A 22,690-nucleotide genomic window follows, 5' to 3' on the forward strand; every position below is an offset into this window, starting at 1 on the left:
CCTGGGACGCTCCGCGTCCCGCCAACCGCCGCGCACAGGTGACGCAGAGCGTCACGGGCTGCATTCCCACGCGGGAGCGTGGGAATGATCTTTAGCGCACGCCTTCAGACCTGAGCGCCGCGGGGGTGTAATCCGCTGCCTTGGCCGCGAAGCCGAAGACGAAGCTGCTTTTCTCTTCGTTCTTCATGCCCAGCGCGAGATAACGCCCGGCGATCAGGTCGTACAGGGTTTCCACGGTGTAGGCCGGTACCTGGTGGTCGTAATAGAACTGCGCGTGGCCTTCGGCGACGCGCCACAGTTGGCCGCGACCGTCGTAGTGGTCCACCAGGGCGACTTGCCAGCTGTCTTCGTCAATGTACATGTGGCGCTTGGCGTAGATGTGGCGCTCGCTCGGCTTGACGGTGCCGACCACTTCCCAGACGCGATGCAGTTCATAGCGGGTCAGGTCCTGGTTGATATGCCCGGCCTTGATGATGTCGTCGTATTTGAGGGTCGGCGAATCGAGTTTGTAGCTGTTGTAAGGGATGTACAGTTCCTTCTTGCCCACCAGTTTCCAGTCATAGCGGTCGGGCGCGCCGGAGAACATGTCGAAGTTGTCGGTGGTGCGCAGGCCGTCGGAGGCGGTGCCCGGCCCGTCATACGAAACCTGCGGCGCCCGCCGCACCCGGCGCTGGCCGGCGTTGTAGATCCAGGCCAGGCGTGGCTCCTTCACCTGGTCGAGGGTTTCGTGCACCAGCAGCACGTTGCCGGCCAGCCGCGCCGGCGCCGTGACCGATTGCTTGAAATAGCTCAGCACGTTGGCCGCCTTGGCCTGGTCGATATCGGGGATGGCCTGCGGCACCGCCACTTCCTCTTCGAAGCGGATCGGCGTGTAGCTGCCGTTGGTCTGTGGCGTGGCCTGGGTGATGATGCGGCGCAGGTTGCCGCCGTGGTAACGGGTGATGTGATTCCACAACACCTCCACGCCGTTTTTGGGAATCGGGAACGCGTAGTAACGGTTACCGGTGAAGTTCTCCAGGCCGTTGCCGTCGTTGATCGCCTTGACGTTCAGTGCGCTGCGCTTGATCGACTCGTAGATATCCGCTGGCAGGTTGACCGTACGGTGGCTCGGGTACACCGGGATCTTGTAGGTCTCGGGGTAGCGCTTGAACATCGCCACCTGGCCGTCGGAGAGTTTGTCTTTGTACTTGTCGACGGTGGCGGCGGTGATCACGAACAGCGGTTTTTCACTGGCAAACGGGTCGGCGAGAAAGCCCTTGCTGTCCACCGCGCCGGCATTTTTCGGAATGCCGCCGGTCCAGGCCGGGATCGAGCCATCGGCGTTGCCGGCTTTTTCGGCGCCCACCGGGGTCAGGCTGGTGCCGAGCTTGGCGGCTTCTTCAGGCGATACCGCGGCCATCACGTGGGCGGCCAGCAGACTCAGGGCCAACGCTGCAATTGTCTTACGCATAGTTCTTGTCCTTCTTTAAGCCAGATCAGAAGTTCACGCCGAAGCTAAGGGCGAGGAAGTCACGGTCGGTCAGGGTGTTGTAGTCGCCGCCAAAGAAGTCGGTGTAGCTGAGGCTGGCGGTGTAGGTGCTGCGGTAGTCCGCATCCACACCGACGCTGATGGCCTTGGCGCCTTTGTTGAACAAGCCGTTGGGGCCGTAGCCGGCCACGTCATGGGACCAGGACAGGTTGGGCTTGAGGTTCACCCCGGCAATCGCGTTGTTGTAATCAAGGATCGCCCGCGCGCGGTAACCCCAGGAGGTGGAGGTGACGAAACCGTCGGTGTCACCCTGGAACCCATAGGCGCCGTACACCGAGTCACGGCCGTAACGCAGTCGGGTTTTGTCTTCCAGGCCGGCGACGTGCACCACGGCCGCTTCGCCCACCAGGGTCAGGCGCTCGGCGCCCAGCACTTGGTCGAAGAACTGGGTCATGGTGCTCTGGATCTGGGTGATTTCCTTGCGACGGTAGCCTTTGTTGTCGGCGCCAAACGAACTGCGGATCGGCGACGCGGTGTTGCCGGCAATCGGGTTGACCAGCGCCAGGGTCAGGTCGGTGGTGTTGAGTTGCACCGGCGCATTTGGCCGATAGCTGATTTCGCCGGTCCACGCCGTGCCGGTGGGCAAGGTGGTGGAGAAGCTGGCACCGAACAGACGGATATCTTCCGGGTAATCCAGGTAGTACTGGCCACGCCCGAGCATGGTGCTCTGGGCCAGGGCCCCACCAAAGCCCGGCGGAGCGGCGGCACCAATGGCGCCGATGGTTGCCAGGTTGGTATTGGCGGTAATCGTGCCCACGGTCGGGGTGCGGCTGTGGTAGTTCATGAAGTACAGGCCGTATTCGGTGTCGTCACCCAGCCAGCGCAAGGCGGCGCCGAACTGGCCGGAGTCACGCGCATCACGGTCCGCGGCGCGCTGCACCACCACGCCCTCGCGGGTGACCACAAAGCCTTGACCACGTGCCGCTGCAATCGGTTGCAGCGGTGCAATCCCCGGGCTGCCCACCGTGTAGTTACCGGTGCAGCCATCCGCCGCTACGTCACCGCCGAAGAAGGTGCCGCAGTTGTCCAGCACGGTCTGGTCCCATTCCAGTTGATAGAAACCTTCCACGGTGAGCTGATTGGTCAGGCTCTGGGAGGCGAACAGCATGTTCACCGGGATCAAGCCTTCCTTGATCTCGGCCCCCGGACGACGGAACGCCGACACGTCGATCGGGTTGATGCTGTTGATGGAGTTACCGATGAAGGTACTTTCACCCCAACTGACCACTTGCTTACCGGCGCGCACGGTACCGGGCAGGTCGCCCAGGGAATAGTTGTGGTAGACGAAGGCATCGAGAATCTGCGCACCGCTGGATTTGGCGCCTTCCTTGCGGTTGTGGTCGCTGATCTGCTTGAACTCGCGGTCTTCGTCCTTGAGCTCGAAGTCGTACCAGTACTTGCCGCGCACGAACACACCGGTGTCGCCGTATTTCAGTTCAAGATCATGCAGACCCTTGAAGATTTTCGAGAAGGTCTCGCCCTTCTTGAAGTTCAGGCGCCCGTCATCCCCGGTGGACGCCTGGCCCGTGCCGCCGTTGACGGTGCCAACCAGGCTTTTGTCGGCATCCCGCGTGCCCCAACTCGCGCCGACCGATAGCGAGGAATCGAATTGCCCTTCGATCTCGCCGATGTTGAACGAAACAGCGTGGGCCTGGGCACAGCAACCCAAGGCAACCGCAGCGGCCAGCGCCTGTGGCGTGAAGATGGCGCGCATTGTTGTTTTTGTCATGCGTCTTCCCCGGTGAGTGACAGAAGGCCCCACCCTACTGCCGCTCAGGAGGAGCGATAAGCGCACCAAGGAGGTATTCGTGTTGTCGCTCGAAAGGATGACGGGCCGCGCGGGCCATAGGTGCGGCGCGCGTCATGGATTGGATGGATGGTGGCCTATCAGAAGCATCGATGGCATGCGCCGAATTATTGTCGTTTTGGTAACAGTCCTTGTCCTGAACCGCTATTACTCATTCTGTTACAACCGACTATGCTTATCTCGCTTTCAGGGCAAACAGCCCGCTCCGAGGTTCTGGAGAAAAGCTTGAATTCAACGGATTGCCAAGACATTCAATCTGTTACCTGTGTTCACTGACGTTGATTTATCGCTCCTTGATCCAACGTCTTACTTCGGCCGCTGCCTGTGCAGCGGCTTTTTTTATGCCTGAAATAAAAACGGGGCGCCATTGACGCCCCGCGGGATTCACTGTTTTTACGGCAACGATCAGAGGCTGAACTTCTGCAAGTTGGCCATCATCTCCTTCAATGCCTCGATCGTGTCTTTGGGGTGCGCCGCCCCTTCGAAGTCGCAGATCTGCTTCCAGTGCGCCGCCACGTCATCCGGCGAAAAGCCCGCTTCGGGGTCAAAGCCTACGCCCAGGCTGCGCTCCCAGCGGGTCTTGCCGATCCAGCCGCCGCCCACTTCGAACAAGCCTGAGGTTTCCTGGCAGGCGTCGCTGCCTAGGTACACCACCAACGGGCTGATCAGTTCCGGCTTGAGGCGCTCGAACACCTGCGGCGGGATCAGCCCTTCGGTCATGCGCGTGCCGCCGGTGGGCGCAATCGCGTTGACCAGGATGTTGTTCTTGCGCCCTTCCAGCGCCAGGGTGCGGGTCAAGCCATACAGGCCGAGCTTGGCCATGCCGTAGTTGGACTGGCCGAAGTTGCCGTAGATGCCCGAGGTGGACGCGGTGAAGATCACCCGGCCATAGCCCTGCTCGCGCAGATGCGGCCAGGCGGCGCGGGTGACTTTGTAGGCGCCCTCGACATGCACCCGGTAAACCAGGTCCCAGTCGCTGTCGTCCATCTTGTGGAAGGTCTTGTCGCGCAGGATCCCGGCGTTGTTCACCACCACATCGATACGGCCGAAGGCATCCAGCGCGTTCTGCACGATTTTATCGCCATCGGTGACGGAATCATGGTTGGCGTGCGCAACACCACCCGCTGCGCGGATTTCGGCCACCACGCGGTCAGCCGCCGAGGCGTTGGCGCCTTCGCCCTGGGTCGAGCCACCGAGGTCATTGACCAGCACCTTGGCCCCGTGCCGGGCGAACAGCAGCGCGTGGGCGCGGCCCAATCCGCCGCCGGCGCCGGTGACGATCACGACCTTATCCTGCAACTGCACTGACTGACTCATACCGAACTCCTTGGGCGACGATGGCAATGGGCAGAGTGTCAGGCACCGGGCCTTGGGTCACAATAAATACGGCCGACGCTGAATGGTGCTCGATAAGGCAGCGGGATGATGCCGCCTGGGGGCGCAAGGCTCAGGAATAGGCCGCACGCGCTGACCGCAGGCCAATACGCTCGCGAAACGCCTGGTAATGCCTGAGCACCTGGACCGGCGCCTCGATCTGTGGGTAATGGCCGATATCGGCGAGCAAGATCGCATCGGCATTCGGCACCAGCTGTTGATAGCGCTCCACCATATGCGCACCCGAAATGGGGTCGACCTCACCGTCGATGACCCGCAACGGCACGTCGCCGCGCTGCATTGCCGCCACCCAGCGGTCACGCAGGCGACGGCGCTGGGGAATGTAGTTGATCAGCTTGTGCAGGATGCGCGGGCCGTCGTTGTGTTCAATCAAACTCCAGAAATCATCCAGGGCGCTTTCGCTCGGTAGCGTCCGGGGACCAAAAATCTGGTTAAAACTGTTGGCCAGGCTACTTCGTCCAGAGGCTCGGCCGATCATCCAGCCCAGGGGGCTGAGCAATAATTTCTGCACCAAGGTTGCGCGATGGGTTTCGGGGAACAGCCCACCGTTGAGAAACGCACAACTGGCCATCTGGAACCGGCCTTCGTAATGCCGGGCCAGGAGTTCCTGGGCCACGCTGTCGCCATAGTCATGGGCCAATATGTGCACCGGCTCTGCCACCCCCAGGTGTTCAAGCAATGCCTGTTGCAGGTCGGCTTGCTCCAGCAGGCAATACTCGTGATCCAGCGGTTTGGCCGATTCGCCGAAGCCGAGCATGTCGCAGGCGATCACCAGATTGCGCTGGGCCAGGGGTTGCCACAGGTAATGCCAGTCCCAACTGGCCGTGGGAAAGCCATGGATCAGCAGCAGCGGCTCGCCCTGCCCGGCCACCCAATAACGAATGGAGCGGCCGCGAAAGACGAAATCCTGGCCGCGTTTGCGCCAGGCGCTGAGCGGTATCTCGGCAAGTGGCATCAGCTTTTATACCCGGGGTCCTGGTTATCCAATGTGCGCAGCAGCGCCGGCCAGGCCAGCGCACCGCCCATACCTTGGGCGCTTTTTGTGACAGCCGCCACCATCGCCTTGGCACCGGCCAGAATCTGCGGCTCGATGGTGATCAACTCGGCAGCACCGTTCTGCGCCAGTACCTGGATGTCACAGGCACGCTGGAACGTGAACATCATCAGAAAGGTGTCGGCGATGGTCGCGCCGCACGTCAGCAGGCCATGGTTGTGCAGCATCAGAAAGTTGTTGTCGCCCAGGTCCGCTTGCAAGCGCGCCTTTTCATCGTGATTCAAGGCGACGCCTTCATAGGCGTGATAGCCCAGGCTCGACAGCACAAACAGCGATTGCTGGCTGATCGGCAACACGCCCTGCTTTTGCGCAGACACGGCGACGCCGGCGGCAGTATGGGTGTGCAGCACGCAGGTCACGTCGTGGCGCACTTCGTGGATGGCGCTGTGGATGGTGTAGCCGGCGGGGTTGATCTCGTAGGGGCTGTCCATGCGTTTGTTGCCGGCCTGGTCCACCTTGACCAGGCTTGAGGCGGTGATTTCGTGGAACATCAGCCCATAGGGGTTGATCAGGAAATCATTGGTGCCCGGCACCTTGGCGGAAATATGCGTGAAGATCAGATCATCCCAACCGTGCATCGCCACCAGGCGATAGCAGGCCGCCAGGTCGACACGGGCTTGCCATTCGGCCGCGCTGACCTGATCTTTGACATTCTGTGACGATAGAACGGGGGCTAGGCTCACAATAATGACCTCCTTGGCGCATTTATTATTATTTTTTAAGTGATGAGCCAGTCTAGTCAGACGCCCTGGCTTGCGGAGTTGCCTTCGCAGCCAGCTTGATGACTGAGCGAGTCAGCCTGGAGAATAGTACAAACGGTGTCAGAGAAGCGCCGTCAATAAAAGTACGCGGACAGCGCCTCACGGGGTCGGTCAGCGCAGTGCGGCAATCAGCTGGGCCAGCCACGGCTCGGCGTCGGTCTCCGGGGTCACGCTTTCGCTGGCGTCCAGGCGCAGCATCGGCAGCACTTCGCGCAGGCCCAACTCACTGAACACTTCGCGCATTTGCTCGCCGCCGCCGCAGAAGGTATCGCCGTAGCTGGCGTCGCCCAGGCCAATGACCGCACCGGGCAGGCCGCGCCAGGCGGCGGGCAGCTGGTCGCGAATGCTTGAGTACAGCGGTTGCAGATTGTCGGGCAGCTCGCCCATGCCGGTGGTCGATGTGACCGCCAGGAACGCCTCGGGCGCGAAGGCCTGCACGTCGGCCAGCGTGGCCCGCGGGTTGTGCCAGGCTTCAAAACCCGCTGCTTTGAGGATTTTTTCGGCGTGGCGAGCGACTTCTTCAGCTGTGCCGTAGACCGAGCCGGAAAGGATGGCGACTTTCATCAATCTGATCCTGTAATTGAGCGAAAGCGTAGGATATTAGCAGCTGGCGCAGTTTTCTCAGCGCGCGCCGTGCAACATTCAAGACGTGTCATAAACTTCAGACCTCAACAACAAGCCATGGACCGCTCAATGATCAACGCCAAGCTGATGCAAATGGTCATCAACGCCTCCAACGACGGGATTGTCGTCGCCGAACGAGAAGGCGAAGACAAGCCACTGATCTACGTCAACCCGGCCTTCGAACGCCTGACCGGCTACACTCTGGACGACATCCTTTATCAGGATTGCCGTTTCCTGCAGGCGGGCGACCGTGACCAGCCAGGCCTGATGGCGATCCGCGAGGCGCTCGACAGCGGTGGCGCGTGCCGGGAAATCCTGCGCAACTACCGCAAGGACGGCACACATTTCTGGAACGAGTTATCACTGTCAACGGTGTACAACGCGGCCGACCAGCAGACGTATTTCGTCGGCGTGCAAAAAGACGTCACCGTCCAGGTAAAAGCGCAGCAACGCGTCGCCCAGCTGGAAGCCCAGGTAGCCGAGCTTAAAGCTGAGCTGGCGGCGCTCAAGGTGACGAGTGGAATTAACAAGCTGTAAAAATGGCGGTCTTTAGAGCGATAATGGCCTTTTAATGCCCAACTTTGAGCTATATCCATGCACCGCGATGCTCTTTTGACCCAGGACGAACTGGCGTTTATCCAGGACATGCAGCACAACCCGCAGCTCAACCTGCGGGATGCATGGTCGAGCCTGACGGTGAATGGCGGTGCGCAGATTCGCGATTTGCTCACGCGGTTGGCCGCTCACGACCAAGTCACCATCCAGGCGCAGTTCGATAACCAGCAACTGACCTTTCCCCTGCACCTGGTGGAAGATGAGTTTCATGCGGTGCATCTGCGCCTGGGCGTGCCGAGTATCTTTGAAGACGGGCCGATGATCCGCCCGTGGCGCCTGGCCCTTGAAACACCGGTGGCCCTGGAGAACATCAAGGGCTACGCCAGTGCGCTGTGGGTGCACGAAGTGTCATTCAAGGGTGTGCTGGTGGAAGGGCGTGGCCGAGCCAGACCGCCGAAAACCTTTTCTTTATGGTTCAGTCCGTCCGGTTACGAACGTATTGCGTTGCGTGGCACGCTGGAGCGGGAAACCGCCCGGGGCCTGTTTGCCTACCGTCTGAATCAGAGTGACGCAGGTGAAATCGAGCGCCTGCGCCAATTCATCCTGCACCAGCATCGTCTGGTGCATCCCCATGTACATGCCTGAGATCAGGTATCCAGACCGCCACTGAGAAACTGCTGCAAACGGCGCTGCATCTGGCGCCCTTCGCTGCCGAGGCAGCCGATGGACGTGCCGGCCAGATCGGCCTGCAACAGGTCCGATGCGGCGCCTGCGAGAAACAGCGGGCAGTCCAGGGTCAACGCCAAGCGGTTCAGCCGTGCAGCCTGGTCATGCTTATGCGAGTGATTGGAGAACATGACCAGCGCCTGAGGGCGGATCTTTTCACAGACCAGGGTCAACTCATCGACCGGCTGGTCCAAGCCCAGCACCTTCACGGGCAAATCCTCCCGGCTCATCAACAGCCCCGCCACCAGTAGCTCCAATTTGCGGCAATCGCCCGGCAGGGCGCTCAGTAATACCTGGGGAGCGGGCGATGCGCTTGCCACCTGCAAGCGCAGTAAAGTCTGCGTACACAGAAAAGAATCGAAAAACAGCCATTCACTGGCCTGGCCGAAACGGCCCTGGTAGCGCAGCAAGTCGCGCCACAACGGCATCAGAATGTCCTGAAACGCAATGCTCAGGGGATAGGTAGCGAAAATCTGGCCGTACACGCTCTCCAACTGACGATCGTCGAACGCACTGATGGCATGCATCAGCCGGGCTCGCCACTGCGGCCATTCGCTGTCTTCGGCCGCGTGGCGCTCGGCACGAATCGCTTCGATCTGTTGATCGTCACGCGCCAGAATCTTGCCAACCTTGCTCACCGCTACGCCGCGTTCAGTCCAATCAAGGATACGCTGGACCGTCTCAATATCGGCCGTGGAGTAGAGGCGGTGCCCGCTTTCGGTGCGCACGGGCTGGATCAGCCCGTAGCGCCGCTCCCACGCTCGCAGGGTGACCGGGTTTACGCCTGTCAATCTCGAGACTTCCCGAATCGGAAACAGCTGATCTGAATCTGTCGAAATCAGACGCGAAAGGCTATCAATCGGAGCAGTAATCAAGGGCATTGGTGACCAAATGTGGCAATGCTGGCTGAAGGGTATTTAACGCTTATCGACCTGTCTTTTTCAAGGCCGCACTTATCGGACCAATGTCTCTGGTGTATTTCGGCAAAAGAGGAATAATCCTTGCCTGTTTTTTAAGAGAGCGGCCTCACCCGGCCGCCTCTTTGTGCGCCACCTACCCGGTTCAGCGCACCCGTACATTTGGAGATATACCATGTCTACCTCACCCGTCACCTTGATGGTCGCGCGCCGCGTGGCCAAAGGACGCTATGAAGAGCTGATGGCCTGGCTGCGCGAAGGCGAACAACTGGCCACCGACTTCCCCGGTTACCTGGGTTCCGGCGTGCTGGCCCCGCCGCCCAACGACGATGAATTCCAGATCATCTTCCGCTTCGCCGACGAAAAAACCCTGCATGCCTGGGAGTTTTCCGCTTCGCGCAGTGCCTGGCTGAGCCGTGGCAGCGAGCTGTTCGCCGACCCGTCCGAGCACCGCGTGAGCGGCATCGATGGCTGGTTTGGCGCCGGGGGAGCCCGCCCACCCCGCTGGAAACAGGCGGTGGCAATCTGGCTGGCGTTTTTCCCGGTGTCGCTGCTGTTCAACTTTGGGCTGGCACCCTTGCTCGGCGAACTGGACCTGTTCTGCCGGGTGCTGGTCAGTACCTTGGCGCTCACACCGCTGATGGTGTACTTCTTTATTCCGTTGTCGACGCACCTGCTGGCGAACTGGCTGCATCCCACGCCACCACGCAAGGCCAGCGAAGCCGCTGCCTGAGTACAGGGGAGACGGGTCGCTGGTATAGTTTCCACCTGCCAGCGACTAGAGCCTCCCATGACTGCAACCAACGCCCCGATCCTGATCACCGGTGCCGGCCAGCGCGTCGGCCTGTATTGCGCCGAGCGTCTGTTGGATGCAGGGCAATCGGTCATCTTCAGCTACCGCAGCGAACGCCCAGGTGTGCAACTGCTGCGCGAACGCGGTGCGGTCGGCCTGTTTGCCGATTTTTCCAGCGAAGCGGGGATTGTGGCGTTCATCACTGAGCTGAAGGCACATACCGACTCGCTGCGCGCGATCATCCACAACGCGTCGGCCTGGATCGCGGAAACGCCTGACGACGAAAGCCACGCCTTTACCGACATGTTCAGCGTGCACATGCTTGCGCCGTATCTGATCAACCGGCATTGTTCACCTCTGCTGCAACGTTCGACACCGGCCGATATCGTGCATATCAGCGATGACGTGGTACGCAAGGGCAGCCGCCAGCACATCGCGTATTGCGCCACCAAGGCCGGGCTCGACAGCCTTACCTTGTCGTTCGCCGCAGAGTTCGCGCCGCTGATCAAGGTCAACGGCATCGCGCCGGCCATGGTGATGTTCAATGAAGGCGACGACGCGGCCTACCGTGCCAAGGTCCTGGCCAAGTCGGCGCTGGGCATCGAGCCCGGGCCGGAGGTGATCTACCAGAGCGTGCGTTACCTGCTGGACAACCCCTATGTCACCGGGACCACCCTGACCGTCAACGGCGGGCGGCATATCAAGTAAGCCGTTTTGAGGATGTTGTATGACCTTGTCCCTGCCCCACCATTACCGCGAAATCCTCAAAGGCCTGGGCGAAGACCCGGAACGCGAAGGTTTGCTCGACACCCCCAAGCGCGCCGCCAAGGCGATGCAATACCTGTGTCATGGCTACGAGCAGAACCTGGAAGAAATCGTCAACGGCGCGCTCTTCGCCTCCGATAACGACGAGATGGTGATCCTCCAGGACATCGAGCTGTACTCGCTGTGCGAGCACCACCTGTTGCCCTTTATCGGCAAGGCCCATGTGGCCTACATTCCGACCGGCAAGGTGCTGGGCCTGTCGAAACTGGCGCGCATCGTCGACATGTACGCCAGGCGCCTGCAGATCCAGGAAAACCTTACGCGGCAAATTGCCGACGCCATCCAGGACGTGACCCAGGCCGCCGGCGTGGCGGTGGTGATCGAAGCCAGGCACATGTGCATGATGATGCGCGGCGTGGAAAAACAGAATTCAACCATGAACACCTCGGTGATGCTCGGCGCGTTCCGCGAGTCGAACACCACGCGCATGGAGTTCCTGCAACTGATTGGACGGAGCAAGTAGCAATGCCACAACTTCAACCAGGCATGGCGCGCATCCGGGTCAAGGACCTGTGCCTGCGCACCTTTATCGGCATCAACGAGGACGAAATCCTCAACAAGCAGGATGTGCTGATCAACCTGACCATCCTGTATGCCGCCCAGGAAGCCGTGCGCGATAATGACATCGACCACGCGCTGAACTACCGCACCATCACCAAGGCCATCATTGCCCACGTCGAAGGCAACCGCTTCGCCTTGCTCGAACGCCTGACCCAGGAGCTGCTCGACCTGGTGATGAGCAACGAGTCGGTGCTGTACGCCGAAGTCGAAGTCGACAAACCCCATGCGCTGCGCTTCGCCGAGTCGGTTTCGATCACTCTGGCGGCCAGCCGCTGATAGTCAAGTGAGCCCTATGAACGACCAACAACGCCTCGAACTCGAAGCCGCCGCCTTTCGCCGGCTGGTGTCACACCTGGACAGCCGCAAGGATGTACAGAACATCGACCTGATGAACCTCGCCGGCTTCTGCCGTAACTGCCTGTCCAAGTGGTACAAGGCCGAGGCCGATGAGCGCCAGCTCGAACTGAGCCTCGATGACGCCCGTAAAGTGGTGTACGGCATGCCGTACGCCGAGTGGAAAGCCCAATACCAGAAAGAAGCCAGCGCCGACCAACACGCGGCGTTTGCCAAAGGAAAAGCCCATGACTGACCTGAACACCCTGCGCGCCAGCCTTAACAGCGGCGAACACGCGTTTGCCGACACCCTGGCCTTTGTTGCCGCAGGTTACGACTACCAGCCGCAAGCCTTCACCAACGGCGAGGTCGAAAATGCCGCCGGCCAGAACGAAGGTTCGTGCAAGACACTTGGATTGGCGTTGCTGGAAGGGTTGAGCGATCAGGAAGCGTTGCTGGCGTTTGGCGAGCATTACCGTTCAGTGGTGGCTACGCCTGACGGCAGTGACCATGGGAACATCCGCGCATTGATTGCCAATGGCCTGGCCGGTGTGAAGTTCACCGCCGAACCGCTGACCCGCAAATCCTGAGTCATACACAGATCAAAATGTGGGAGGGGGCTTGCCCCCGATTGCGGTGGTCCAGCACCCAATGTACTGACTGACACACCGCTATCGGGGGCAAGCCCCCTCCCACATTTGTTTTGCAGTGCTGCTTAGAACGAGGCGTCTTTCAGACCGTCAAGGTAACGCTCGGCGTCCAGGGCCGCCATGCAACCGGCGCCGGCCGAGGTGATGGCTTGGCGGTAGACGTGGTCAGCCACGTCGCCAGCCGCAAAGATGCCTTCGATGTTGGTGGCGGTGGCATTGCCTTCACGGCCGCCCTGCACTACCAGGTAACCGTCTTTGGCTTCCAGCACACCCTCGAACAACGAGGTGTTCGGGGTGTGGCCGATGGCGATGAATACGCCGTCGACTTTCAGCTCGTCGAAGCTGCCGTCGTTGTTCTTCAGGCGCGCACCGGTCACGCCCATGTTGTCACCCAGGACTTCGTCCAGCGTGGCGTTGAGCTTGAGGATGATCTTGCCTTCAGCGACACGGGCGTGCAGCTTGTCGATCAGGATCTTCTCGGCGCGGAAGGTTTCGCGGCGGTGCACCAGGGTCACGGTGCTGGCGATGTTGGCCAGGTACAGCGCCTCTTCCACCGCAGTGTTGCCGCCACCGACCACAGCCACTGGCTTGTTGCGATAGAAGAAACCGTCGCAGGTTGCGCAGGCGGAAACACCCTTGCCCATGAACGCTTCTTCCGATGGCAGGCCCAGGTAACGGGCGCTGGCGCCGGTGGCGATGATCAACGCGTCACAGGTGTACACGCCGCTGTCGCCTGTCAGGCTGTAAGGCTTCTTGGAAAAGTCGACCTTGTTGATGTGGTCGAACACGATCTCGGTTTCAAAGCGCTCGGCGTGTTCTTTCATACGCTCCATCAGCACCGGGCCGGTCAGGCCGTGGACGTCGCCCGGCCAGTTGTCGACTTCGGTGGTGGTGGTCAGCTGACCGCCCGCCTGCATGCCGGTGATCAGCAGCGGCTTGAGGTTGGCGCGGGCAGCGTAGACCGCAGCGCTGTAACCGGCAGGGCCGGAACCGAGAATAATCACTCGCGAATGACGGGTATCAGACATGACTCACTCCTATCGACCGCCCGGACAACAAGACGGCTGGAATAAAAAAGGACCGCGAAGCACTTGGGGAAGGCTTGAACTCGCAGATCCTGAAAATAATGGGTGCAGCGTATAGAGGGGGGCAAGATTAAGGAAATACGGAATAACAATCCAGCTCATAGGTGGTCTCTATGCAGTCGACCGGTTTGATCGACCTTCTTGTCCACTCAGGTGTTACCGCTGATGTCGCCACTTTCACCGCCACGGCAAAGCCGGTAAGGTCGGCGCGTTCGCCCTTCTGCTCGGAGTCTTCCATGCCTGCCCCCGCTCTTTCCGGCCCGCAATACCTGCGCGAAGGCCTCAAACTGGTGTTGAGCCCCGGCCTGCGCCTGTTCGTACTGCTGCCGCTGGCGATCAACCTGGTGCTGTTCGTCGGCCTGATCTACTTTGCAGGCCACCAATTCAGCCTGTGGGTCGACCACCTGATGCCCACGCTGCCCGGCTGGCTGAGCTTTTTGAATTACCTGCTGTGGCCGCTGTTCGTGGTGCTGGTGGTGTTGATGGTGTTTTTCACCTTTACCATGCTCGCCAATATCATCGCCGCGCCGTTCAATGGTTTTCTCGCGGAGAAAGTCGAGATCGTGGTGCGTGGCACCGACGACTTCCCACCGTTCAGCTGGGCCGAGCTGATCGCGATGATCCCGCGCACCCTGGCCCGGGAAATGCGCAAGCTCGGCTACTTCCTGCCACGGGCCATCGGCCTGTTCATCCTGTCGTTCATTCCCGTGGTCAACCTGATCGCCGCGCCATTGTGGCTGCTGTTCGGGGTGTGGATGATGGCGATCCAATACATCGACTACCCGGCCGACAACCACAAGCTGGGCTGGAACGAAATGCTCGCCTGGCTGCGCCAGAAGCGCTGGCAGAGCATGAGTTTTGGCGGGATCGTCTACCTGGTGCTGCTGGTGCCGGTGGTCAACTTGCTGATGATGCCAGCGGCGGTGGCCGGGGCGACGTTGTTCTGGGTGCGCGAGCAAGGTGCCGAAGCGATGGCGGGGCAACAGGTGGCTCGGTCATAAATCCATCATCCCAGTGACACAATGAAGACATGGCCCGCAGCGACACTGTGGGTCATGACAACAGCTTCGCTCCACATCACCCTGATCACCGAAACCTTCCCGCCGGAAATCAACGGGGTGGCCAATACCCTTGGCCGCCTGTGCGACGGTTTGCGCGCGCGCGGCCATCAAATCGAACTGGTGCGTCCCCGCCAAGGCGTCGACCAGAGCCGGCCGAGTGACGATGAGTTGCTGCTGTGCCGCGGCTGGCCGTTACCGGGGTATCCAGGGCTGCAGTGGGGCCAATCGTCGATGCACAAACTCCTGCGCCGCTGGACCCGGCAGCGTCCGGATGTGTTGTACATCGCCACCGAGGGGCCGTTGGGCTTGTCGGCGTTACGCGCAGCGCGGCGCTTGGGCATCAGCGTGGTCAGCGGCTTCCACACCAACTTTCAACAGTATTCGAACCAGTACGGCTTGAGCGTGTTGAGTCGCCTGGTCACCCATTACCTGCGCTGGTTTCATAACCGGTCGACGTTGACCCTGGTTCCCAGCGCGAGTCAGCGCCTGGAGCTGGAGCGCCGGCACTTCGAGCGTCTTGGGATGCTGTCGCGGGGGGTCGATAGCCACCTGTTCCACCCGGCGAAACGCGACGATGCTTTGCGCGCGAGCTGGGGTTTGGAGAACGACGACATTGTGGTGCTGCACGTAGGACGCCTCGCCCAAGAGAAAAACCTCGGGCTGCTCAAACGCTGTTTCGATACGTTGCAGACCACCTATCCATCGCGGCGGCTCAAGTTGGTGATTGTCGGCGATGGCCCGCAGCGCAGCCTGTTGCAGCGCGATTTGCCCGACGCGGTGTTCTGCGGCGCCCAGCGCGGTGAAGCACTGGCGCGGCATTACGCTTCGGGCGATCTGTTTCTGTTTCCCAGCCTGACCGAAACATTCGGCAATGTGGTGCTGGAAGCCATGGCGTCCGGGCTGGGTGTGGTGGCCTACGACCAGGCAGCCGCGACCCAGCATATTCGCCACGGCTACAACGGTGTGCTGGCGATGCCGGGGGATGAGAACGCGTTTTGCGATGCGGCCGTGTGGCTGCTGGAAGAGCGCGAGACGCTGCGTCGAGCGCGGCTCAATGCCCGGCAACACGCCAGTCGCCAAGGATGGCCGGCGATCATCGAGCAATTCGAGCGTCAGCTGCGCGATGTATGCAAGGACGGGCCTCCGGTGCCCGCCCTGGCGTCGCTTACACCAGGCTCGTCAACGCCTCACGACTGAACGGCAGAATGTCGGCCTCGCGACCTTCGCGCACCTTCACGGCCCAATCCGGATCCACCAGCAGCGCACGACCCACGGCGACCAGATCGAATTCGTCGTTATTCAAACGCTCCAGCAGGTTCTCCAGGCTGGCCGGCTGCGCGACCTTGTCGGTGTTGACCATGAACTGCAGGAACTCGCCATCCAGACCAACGCTGCCCACGGTGATCGTCGGTTTCCCCGTCAGCTGGCGGGTCCAGCCGGCCAGGTTGAGGTCGGAACCTTCGAATTCAGGCTCCCAGAACCGGCGCGTGGAACAGTGGAAAATATCCACGCCAGCGTCGGACAACGGCTTGAGGAATTCGCCCAACGCCTCGGGGGTTTGCACCAGGCGCGCGGTGTAGTCCTGCTGCTTCCACTGGGAAAAACGCAGGATGATCGGAAAATCCGGGCCGACCGCAGCACGGATGGCCTGGATCAATTCGATAGCGAAACGTGAACGGTTGGCCAGGCTGCCGCCGTACTCATCGGTACGCTGGTTGCTGCCTTCCCAGAAGAACTGGTCGACCAGGTAGCCGTGGGCGCCGTGGATTTCCACACCGTCCATGCCGATGCGTTGAGCATCTTTGGCCGCCTGGGCGAACGCGTTAATCACGTCCTTGATGTCCTGGGTGGTCATGCCATGGACGACTACCTTGCCATCCTTGAGCCTCTCCATCGGGCCGTAGGCTGGCACGCTGGCGTCAGGTTCGGTACCGATACGGCGCACGGCGCCCACATGCCACAACTGCGGAACAATCTTGCCGCCTTCGGCATGGACCGCATCGACCACTTTCTTCCAGCCGGCCAACGCCGCTTCGCCGTAAAAGTGCGGAACGTTGGGGTAACCGTTGGAGGCTTGATGGCCGACCACGGTGCCTTCGGTAATGATCAGCCCTACACCGGCGGCGGCGCGACGGCGGTAGTATTCGATCACTTGGGCGTTGGGCACGCCACCCGGGGAGAACGAGCGAGTCATTGGCGCCATGACCACGCGGGTCGACAGTTGCAGTGCACCGAGCTGGAATGGTTTGAACAAGGCTTGGACAGGCATGGAGCACTCCACATAAGACGGATTTATGATGTGGATAATATGGGCGCCGCAACGGACTGGGTAGCACTATTGATCTGGGTGATTAAGGCAATAAAAGCAACCGAATACCTGTAGGAGCGAGCTTGCTCGCGAAAGACCCGAGGACGCCGCGCATATCCAGAGCACACGCGTTATCGTTGGCGATTTTCGCGAGCAAGCTCGCTCCTACAGTGAGTGCGGCTTAGCCCAGGGCCTTTTCGATGGCTTGGATGATCGATGGATCGTCCGGTGGCGTACGTGGCGAAAAACGCGCCAGCACGCGGCCATCTTTGCCGAGCAGGAATTTTTCGAAGTTCCAGGTGATATCCCCAGGAAATTCAGCGCCCTCGCCCGCCAGCAGGCGGTAGAGCTGGTGACGCTCCGGCCCGTTCACCTCGAGTTTGCTGCCTAGGGGAAAGGTCACCCCATAGTTGAGGCTGCAGAATTGCTGGATCTCTTCCTCGGTGCCCGGTTCCTGGCCCGCAAACTGGTTGCACGGCAGGCCGAGCACGGTGAAACCCCGGTCCTTGTACTGCTGATAGAGGTTTTCCAACGCCGCATATTGCGGGGTCAGGCCGCATTTGGAGGCCACGTTGACCACCAGCACAACTTGCCCCTTGAAAGGCGCCAGCGGCAGCTCTTGCCCATCCAACGCTTTGAGTTTCAGGTCGTGGAAAGCACTCATGACGAACTCCAGATATCCTATTTTTCTACGCCTCGCGACGCCTTGAGCTTACAACCCGCAAGCCCGCAATTATAGACGCCCGTAACAAAACCCGCCTGCAGGTTACTGAGCGGTCGGCCACGGCAGGATCGGGATCGCCGTCACCGCGTTCTGCGGGCTGCCTTCGATCAGGCGGTCGCTGTAGACCAGGTACACCAACGTGTTGCGCTTCTTGTCGAGGAAACGCACCACCTGCATGGTCTTGAACACCAGCGAGGTGCGTTCCTTGAACACTTCGTCACCGTCCTTGAGCTCGCCCTTGAAGTGGATCGGGCCGACCTGGCGGCAGGCAATCGAGGCTTCGGCGCGGTCTTCGGCCAGGCCCAGGCCGCCTTTGACGCCACCGGTCTTGGCACGGGACAGATAGCAAGTCACACCATCGACCTTGGGGTCGTCAAACGCTTCGACCACAATCCGGTCGTTGGGGCCGACAAACTTGAACACCGTCGAGACCTGGGCAATCTCTTCGGCCGAGGCCAGCAGTGGCATGGCGAGCAACAGGCCAAGCAATCCCTTCATTACGCGCATCGGGTATTCCTTCGTTTAAACCAGAATGAGGTTATCGCGGTGCACCAGTTCCGGTTCCGCCATGTAGCCCAAGAGTCCGACAATCGCTTCAGACGATTGTCCAATAATCTTCTGCGCCTCAAGGGCGCTGTAGTTGGCCAGGCCGCGGGCGACCTCACGACCATCCGGCGCCACGCACACCACCATCTCGCCGCGGCGGAAGCTGCCTTGCACCAACTTGACGCCCACCGGCAGCAGGCTCTTGTTGCCCTGGGACAACGCCGACACCGCTCCCGCGTCGAGCACCAGGGTGCCACGGGTTTGCAGGTGCCCGGCCAGCCACTGCTTGCGCGCCGCCAGCATGCCGCGCTCGGGCGACAGCAGCGTACCGATGCGCTCCCCGGCCTTGAGACGGTCCAGCACGCGCTCCAGGCGCCCGCCGACGATGATGGTGTGGGCACCGGAGCGCGCGGCCAGGCGGGCGGCGCGCAGCTTGGTCTGCATGCCGCCACGGCCCAAGGCGCCGCCGACACTGCCGGCCACGGCGTCCAGCGCCGGGTCATCAGCGCGCGCTTCATGGATAAGCTGGGCATCAGGGTTGTTGCGCGGGTCGGCGTCGAACATGCCGTCGCGGTCGGTGAGAATCACCAGCAGGTCGGCTTCCACCAGGTTGGCTACCAGGGCAGCCAGGGTGTCGTTGTCGCCGAAGCGGATTTCGTCGGTGACCACCGTGTCGTTCTCGTTGATCACCGGGATGACCTTGAGCTCCACCAGCGCACGCAAGGTGCTGCGGGCGTTGAGGTAGCGCTTGCGGTCGGACAGGTCGTCGTGGGTCAGCAGGATCTGCGCCGTGTGGCGGCCGTGCTCGGCAAAGCTCGATTCCCAGGCTTGCACCAGGCCCATCTGGCCGATGGCGGCGGCGGCTTGCAGTTCGTGCATCGCGCTGGGTCGCGCGGTCCAGCCGAGGCGGCTCATCCCGGCGGCAACCGCCCCGGACGAGACCAGCACCAACTCGACACCGGCCTCATGCAAGGCCACCATCTGCTCGACCCAGACGCTCATGGCTGCGCGATCGAGTCCCTTGCCATCGGCCGTCAGCAACGCGCTGCCGATCTTTACGACCCAGCGCTGCGCACCTGTCACTTTGCTCCGCATCATCTTCAACCTTAGAGTGAGGGCCGCGCGACCCAGCGCCGCCCATAACGTTATACCCGGATACCAAAACGCCGCTCCAGAGGAGCGGCGTTCAAGTTTATCGCAACGAATCAGTCGCGCACGTAAATGATTTCCGGACCGTCTTCATCATCCACGTCTTCCTCGTCCCAATCATCGTCGCCGATGTCATGCACCGACTTCACGCCGCTGCGGCGCAGGGCACGCTGGTCGTCCAGCGCTTGCAGCTGGGCACGGGCTTCGTCTTCGATCTGCTGGTCGAGCTCGGCGAGTTCGGCCTTGAAGACCGGGTCGGCCGCCAGGCGGTCGGCGCGGTCTTCCAGATAACGCATGATGTCGCGGCAAAGGCGCTCGGTGCCTTCTTTGGCGATGGCCGAGATCACGTAGACCGGACCTTCCCACTCCAGGCGGTCGACGATTTCCTTGACGCGCTCTTCGTGCTCTTCTTCAAGGATCTGGTCGCACTTGTTCAGCACCAGCCAACGATCACGCTCGGCCAGGGCCGGGCTGAACTTGGTCAGTTCGCTGACGATCACTTCGGCGGCATCGGCAGCATTGGTTTCGTCCAGCGGCGCCATGTCGACGAGGTGCAGCAGCAAACGGGTGCGCGACAAGTGCTTGAGGAAGCGAATCCCCAGGCCCGCGCCATCGGAAGCGCCTTCGATCAGGCCAGGAATGTCGGCGACCACGAAGCTTTTCCAACGGTCGACGCTGACCACGCCCAGGTTTGGCACCAGGGTGGTGAACGGGTAGTCGGCGACTTTCGGCTTGGCGGCCGAAACCGAGCGGATGAAGGTACTTTTGCCGGCGTTCGGCAGGCCCAGCAGGCCTACGTCAGCGAGTACTTTCATTTCCAGCTTGAGGTCGCGCTGCTCGCCCGGTTTGCCCGGCGTGGTCTGGCGCGGTGCACGGTTGGTACTGGACTTGAACCGGGTGTTACCCAGCCCGTGCCAGCCGCCCTGCACAACCATCAACTTCTGGCCGGCCTTGGTCAGGTCGCCGATCACTTCCTGGGTGGCCGAGTCGATGATCGTGGTGCCGACCGGTACGCGCAGTACCAGGTCTTCACCTTTTTTACCGGTGCAGTCGGTGCTGCCGCCGTTGGAGCCACGCTCGGCATCGAAGTGCCGGGTGTAACGGTAGTCGACCAGGGTGTTGAGGTTTTCGTCGGCCATCATGTAGATGGAACCGCCGTCGCCGCCGTCACCGCCGTTTGGGCCACCGTTTTCAATGAACTTTTCGCGACGGAAACTCATGCAACCGTTACCGCCGTCGCCTGCTTTTACTCGGATGGAAACTTCATCAACGAACTTCATAACAAAACGCCTCTCGCCGCACGGACGAGCTTAAGAAACCAAGACATAAGACTCTTGCAAAAATGAGCGCAGCGACCTCAAGCAACGACTGCAAAACCTGCTGCCCTCGCCATTACAAACAGCTTTGCAAGAGACTCACTCCACAAACGAAAAAGCCCCGTCGCAAGACAGGGCTTTTCCAGCGATCTCGCAATTAAGCTGCGACAACGCTCACGTAACGGCGGTTGAACGCGCCCTTTACTTCGAACTTGATCACGCCTTCGATTTTCGCGAAGAGGGTGTGATCTTTACCCATGCCAACACCGTAACCGGCGTGGAATTGGGTGCCGCGCTGACGCACGATGATGTTGCCCGGAATGATTTTCTGGCCGCCATACATCTTCACGCCAAGGCGTTTGGCTTCTGAGTCGCGACCGTTACGGGTACTACCACCAGCTTTTTTGTGTGCCATGAGTCAATTCTCCTAGTGAGGAATTAGGCTGAAATTAAGCCTGAATACCGGTGATTTTGATCTCGGTGTACCACTGGCGGTGGCCCATACGCTTCATGTGGTGCTTACGACGACGGAACTTGATGATGCGGACTTTATCGTGACGACCTTGGGAGATCACTTCAGCCACAACGGTAGCGCCAGCAACAACTGGAGCGCCGATGTTCACGTCATCGCCATTGGCGACCAACAGAACGCGATCAAAAGTCACGGATTCGCCAGTAGCGATTTCCAGTTTTTCGATCTTCAGGTATTCACCTGGGGCGACCTTGTATTGCTTGCCACCAGTAACAATTACTGCGTACGACATGGTATTTCTCCGATAATCCTGCTCACCCAGCGCTTTATAAGAAGAGGTATTGGCTGGCATGGCTGCATGGGATGGACGTCCCGAATGCAATTGCGTAAGGCAGGTGCTGCCCAGGAAGTTCAGGGTGCGCGATTGTACGCAAGCAATAGACGCGTTGCAAGAGGCCGTCCATCGCGCCTTGACACCCAGGGGCATGGGTCCTAGCATGCCGCGCAACCCTTCTGGAGCGACTGTCGCTGATGCAACCCCAAGCTTTCTACCGCGCGGTCGCGGACGATTTTAGCGCCGTCGACGGCATCATCAAGCAGCAGCTGACGTCTAAAGTGCCGCTGGTCGCCAAAATTGGCGACTACATTACGTCGGCGGGCGGTAAGCGCCTGCGTCCTTTATTAGTGTTGCTGTGCGGCAAGGCCCTGGGCCGCGAAGGCGATGACCTGCGCCTGCTGGCGGCCACCATCGAATTCCTGCACACCGCCACCCTGCTGCACGACGACGTGGTCGACATGTCCGGTATGCGCCGTGGTCGCGAGACCGCCAACGCAATGTGGGGCAACGCCCCGAGCGTGCTGGTGGGCGACTTCCTGTATTCGCGCTCGTTCGAAATGATGGTCGAACTGGGTTCGATGCCGGTGATGAAAATTCTTTCACAGGCCACACGCATCATCGCCGAAGGCGAAGTGTTGCAGCTGTCGAAGGTACGCGACGCCAGCACCACCGAAGAAACCTATATGGAAGTGATTCGCGGCAAGACCGCGATGCTCTTCGAAGCCTCCACCCATAGCGCCGCCGCGCTGTGTGGCGCGACCGCCGAACAGGCCGAAGCGCTGCGCACCTTTGGCGACCACCTGGGCGTGGCGTTCCAATTGGTGGACGACCTGCTCGACTACCGTGGCGACGCCGAGACTCTGGGCAAGAACGTCGGTGACGACCTGGCCGAAGGCAAACCGACCCTGCCGCTGATCTACACCATGCGCGAAGGCACGCCGGAACAGGCCGCCCTGGTGCGCAAGGCGATCCAGAAAGGCGGGATCGAAGACCTGGAAGCCATTCGCGCCGCCGTCGAAGCGTCCGGCTCGCTGGAGTACACCGCGCAACTGGCGCGTGACTACGTAGCCCGTGCGATCCAGTGCCTGCAAGCCCTGCCCGCCAGCGAATACCGGGACGCATTGGTTGAGCTGAGTGAGTTTGCGGTCGCGCGTACGCACTAA

27 protein-coding genes are annotated in these 22,690 nt (G+C 60.9%); 11 read left to right on the forward strand and 16 right to left on the reverse strand.

The window, feature by feature from the left end; translation table 11 throughout:
- Positions 1–91: 91 nt before the first annotated feature.
- From C4J87_RS21185 to C4J87_RS21210, 6 genes are all read right to left on the reverse strand, one after another.
- On the reverse strand, positions 92–1,450 hold the full coding sequence (locus C4J87_RS21185; RefSeq protein ID WP_124364348.1) for a DUF1329 domain-containing protein: 1,359 nt from the start codon (positions 1,448–1,450) through the stop codon (positions 92–94).
- Positions 1,451–1,475: 25 nt separating this feature from the next.
- Positions 1,476–3,257: a DUF1302 domain-containing protein gene (locus C4J87_RS21190; protein ID WP_124364349.1), complete on the reverse strand. Its 1,782-nt coding sequence runs from the start codon at positions 3,255–3,257 to the stop codon at positions 1,476–1,478.
- Positions 3,258–3,740: 483 nt separating this feature from the next.
- Entirely contained in the window at positions 3,741–4,652 is a 912-nt protein-coding gene (locus C4J87_RS21195) for an SDR family oxidoreductase (protein WP_124368305.1), read from the reverse strand.
- Positions 4,653–4,782: 130 nt separating this feature from the next.
- Complete coding sequence (locus C4J87_RS21200; RefSeq protein WP_124368306.1) at positions 4,783–5,685, reverse strand: alpha/beta fold hydrolase; 903 nt, start codon at positions 5,683–5,685, stop codon at positions 4,783–4,785.
- Complete coding sequence (locus C4J87_RS21205) at positions 5,685–6,467, reverse strand: class II aldolase/adducin family protein (protein ID WP_124368307.1); 783 nt, start codon at positions 6,465–6,467, stop codon at positions 5,685–5,687. Before C4J87_RS21205 ends, C4J87_RS21200 begins: the two co-directional genes overlap by 1 nt.
- Positions 6,468–6,656: 189 nt before the next feature.
- The gene (locus C4J87_RS21210) at positions 6,657–7,109 is read right to left on the reverse strand and encodes a flavodoxin (protein ID WP_124368308.1); all 453 of its coding nucleotides are present in this window, start codon (positions 7,107–7,109) and stop codon (positions 6,657–6,659) included.
- A gap of 129 nt (positions 7,110–7,238) precedes the next feature.
- Between C4J87_RS21210 and C4J87_RS21215 the strand changes: the two genes are divergently transcribed.
- Positions 7,239–7,706, forward strand: a complete 468-nt coding sequence (locus tag C4J87_RS21215; protein WP_124364354.1) for a PAS domain-containing protein — start codon at positions 7,239–7,241, stop codon at positions 7,704–7,706.
- Between the two features lie 57 nt (positions 7,707–7,763).
- The gene (locus C4J87_RS21220; RefSeq protein WP_124368309.1) at positions 7,764–8,369 is read left to right on the forward strand and encodes a hypothetical protein; all 606 of its coding nucleotides are present in this window, start codon (positions 7,764–7,766) and stop codon (positions 8,367–8,369) included.
- A gap of 2 nt (positions 8,370–8,371) precedes the next feature.
- On the opposite strand, the gene C4J87_RS21225 is transcribed toward C4J87_RS21220, so the two are convergent.
- Positions 8,372–9,331 (reverse strand): MerR family transcriptional regulator, encoded by a 960-nt coding sequence (locus C4J87_RS21225; protein ID WP_124368310.1) that lies wholly within the window; start codon positions 9,329–9,331, stop codon positions 8,372–8,374.
- Positions 9,332–9,542: 211 nt separating this feature from the next.
- On the opposite strand from C4J87_RS21225, the gene C4J87_RS21230 reads away from it, so the two are divergent.
- From C4J87_RS21230 to C4J87_RS21255, 6 genes are read left to right on the forward strand one after another with little or no spacing between them, the layout of a single operon-like run.
- Positions 9,543–10,100, forward strand: a complete 558-nt coding sequence (locus tag C4J87_RS21230; RefSeq protein ID WP_124368311.1) for an antibiotic biosynthesis monooxygenase — start codon at positions 9,543–9,545, stop codon at positions 10,098–10,100.
- A gap of 57 nt (positions 10,101–10,157) precedes the next feature.
- On the forward strand, positions 10,158–10,868 hold the full coding sequence (gene folM, locus C4J87_RS21235) for a dihydromonapterin reductase (RefSeq protein WP_124364358.1): 711 nt from the start codon (positions 10,158–10,160) through the stop codon (positions 10,866–10,868).
- Positions 10,869–10,887: 19 nt separating this feature from the next.
- Positions 10,888–11,448: a GTP cyclohydrolase I FolE gene (folE, locus tag C4J87_RS21240; RefSeq protein WP_124364359.1), complete on the forward strand. Its 561-nt coding sequence runs from the start codon at positions 10,888–10,890 to the stop codon at positions 11,446–11,448.
- Positions 11,449–11,450: 2 nt separating this feature from the next.
- A complete protein-coding gene (gene folX / locus C4J87_RS21245; protein WP_003194073.1) occupies positions 11,451–11,822 on the forward strand; it encodes a dihydroneopterin triphosphate 2'-epimerase in 372 nt (123 codons plus the stop codon).
- A gap of 16 nt (positions 11,823–11,838) precedes the next feature.
- Positions 11,839–12,135 carry a DUF1244 domain-containing protein gene (locus C4J87_RS21250; protein WP_124368312.1) on the forward strand — a complete coding sequence of 99 codons (297 nt, stop codon included), beginning with the start codon at positions 11,839–11,841 and terminating at the stop codon, positions 12,133–12,135.
- Positions 12,128–12,469, forward strand: a complete 342-nt coding sequence (locus tag C4J87_RS21255) for a HopJ type III effector protein (RefSeq protein ID WP_164487672.1) — start codon at positions 12,128–12,130, stop codon at positions 12,467–12,469. Before C4J87_RS21250 ends, C4J87_RS21255 begins: the two co-directional genes overlap by 8 nt.
- A 125-nt stretch (positions 12,470–12,594) precedes the next feature.
- Here C4J87_RS21255 and trxB read toward each other — a convergent pair whose 3' ends face one another.
- Entirely contained in the window at positions 12,595–13,557 is a 963-nt protein-coding gene (gene trxB, locus C4J87_RS21260; protein WP_003194076.1) for a thioredoxin-disulfide reductase, read from the reverse strand.
- Positions 13,558–13,684: 127 nt separating this feature from the next.
- Entirely contained in the window at positions 13,685–13,852 is a 168-nt protein-coding gene (locus C4J87_RS26180; RefSeq protein ID WP_164485271.1) for a hypothetical protein, read from the reverse strand.
- On the opposite strand from C4J87_RS26180, the gene cysZ reads away from it, so the two are divergent.
- Together cysZ and C4J87_RS21275 are read left to right on the forward strand one after the other, a co-directional pair.
- Positions 13,851–14,615: a sulfate transporter CysZ gene (gene cysZ / locus C4J87_RS21270; protein WP_124368314.1), complete on the forward strand. Its 765-nt coding sequence runs from the start codon at positions 13,851–13,853 to the stop codon at positions 14,613–14,615. The genes C4J87_RS26180 and cysZ overlap by 2 nt on opposite strands.
- A gap of 54 nt (positions 14,616–14,669) precedes the next feature.
- Positions 14,670–15,872: a glycosyltransferase family 1 protein gene (locus tag C4J87_RS21275; protein WP_124368315.1), complete on the forward strand. Its 1,203-nt coding sequence runs from the start codon at positions 14,670–14,672 to the stop codon at positions 15,870–15,872.
- Here the strand turns inward: C4J87_RS21275 and C4J87_RS21280 are convergent.
- From C4J87_RS21280 to rplU, 7 genes are all read right to left on the reverse strand, one after another.
- Positions 15,841–16,944 carry an NADH:flavin oxidoreductase gene (locus C4J87_RS21280; RefSeq protein WP_124368316.1) on the reverse strand — a complete coding sequence of 368 codons (1,104 nt, stop codon included), beginning with the start codon at positions 16,942–16,944 and terminating at the stop codon, positions 15,841–15,843. The genes C4J87_RS21275 and C4J87_RS21280 overlap by 32 nt on opposite strands.
- 220 nt (positions 16,945–17,164) lie before the next feature.
- A complete protein-coding gene (locus tag C4J87_RS21285; RefSeq protein WP_124368317.1) occupies positions 17,165–17,647 on the reverse strand; it encodes a glutathione peroxidase in 483 nt (160 codons plus the stop codon).
- A 102-nt stretch (positions 17,648–17,749) separates the two neighbouring features.
- A complete protein-coding gene (locus C4J87_RS21290) occupies positions 17,750–18,214 on the reverse strand; it encodes a CreA family protein (RefSeq protein ID WP_124364367.1) in 465 nt (154 codons plus the stop codon).
- A 15-nt stretch (positions 18,215–18,229) separates the two neighbouring features.
- A complete protein-coding gene (gene proB / locus C4J87_RS21295; RefSeq protein WP_124369024.1) occupies positions 18,230–19,348 on the reverse strand; it encodes a glutamate 5-kinase in 1,119 nt (372 codons plus the stop codon).
- Between the two features lie 110 nt (positions 19,349–19,458).
- The gene (gene cgtA, locus C4J87_RS21300) at positions 19,459–20,682 is read right to left on the reverse strand and encodes an Obg family GTPase CgtA (protein ID WP_124364368.1); all 1,224 of its coding nucleotides are present in this window, start codon (positions 20,680–20,682) and stop codon (positions 19,459–19,461) included.
- A 193-nt stretch (positions 20,683–20,875) separates the two neighbouring features.
- On the reverse strand, positions 20,876–21,133 hold the full coding sequence (gene rpmA / locus C4J87_RS21305; protein WP_003176049.1) for a 50S ribosomal protein L27: 258 nt from the start codon (positions 21,131–21,133) through the stop codon (positions 20,876–20,878).
- 34 nt (positions 21,134–21,167) lie between these two features.
- Positions 21,168–21,482: a 50S ribosomal protein L21 gene (rplU, locus tag C4J87_RS21310; RefSeq protein WP_003176051.1), complete on the reverse strand. Its 315-nt coding sequence runs from the start codon at positions 21,480–21,482 to the stop codon at positions 21,168–21,170.
- Positions 21,483–21,721: 239 nt separating this feature from the next.
- On the opposite strand from rplU, the gene C4J87_RS21315 reads away from it, so the two are divergent.
- Positions 21,722–22,690, forward strand: a complete 969-nt coding sequence (locus tag C4J87_RS21315; protein ID WP_124364369.1) for a polyprenyl synthetase family protein — start codon at positions 21,722–21,724, stop codon at positions 22,688–22,690.

Source organism: Pseudomonas sp. R1-43-08 (assembly GCF_003852255.1).
GTDB lineage: Bacteria > Pseudomonadota > Gammaproteobacteria > Pseudomonadales > Pseudomonadaceae > Aquipseudomonas.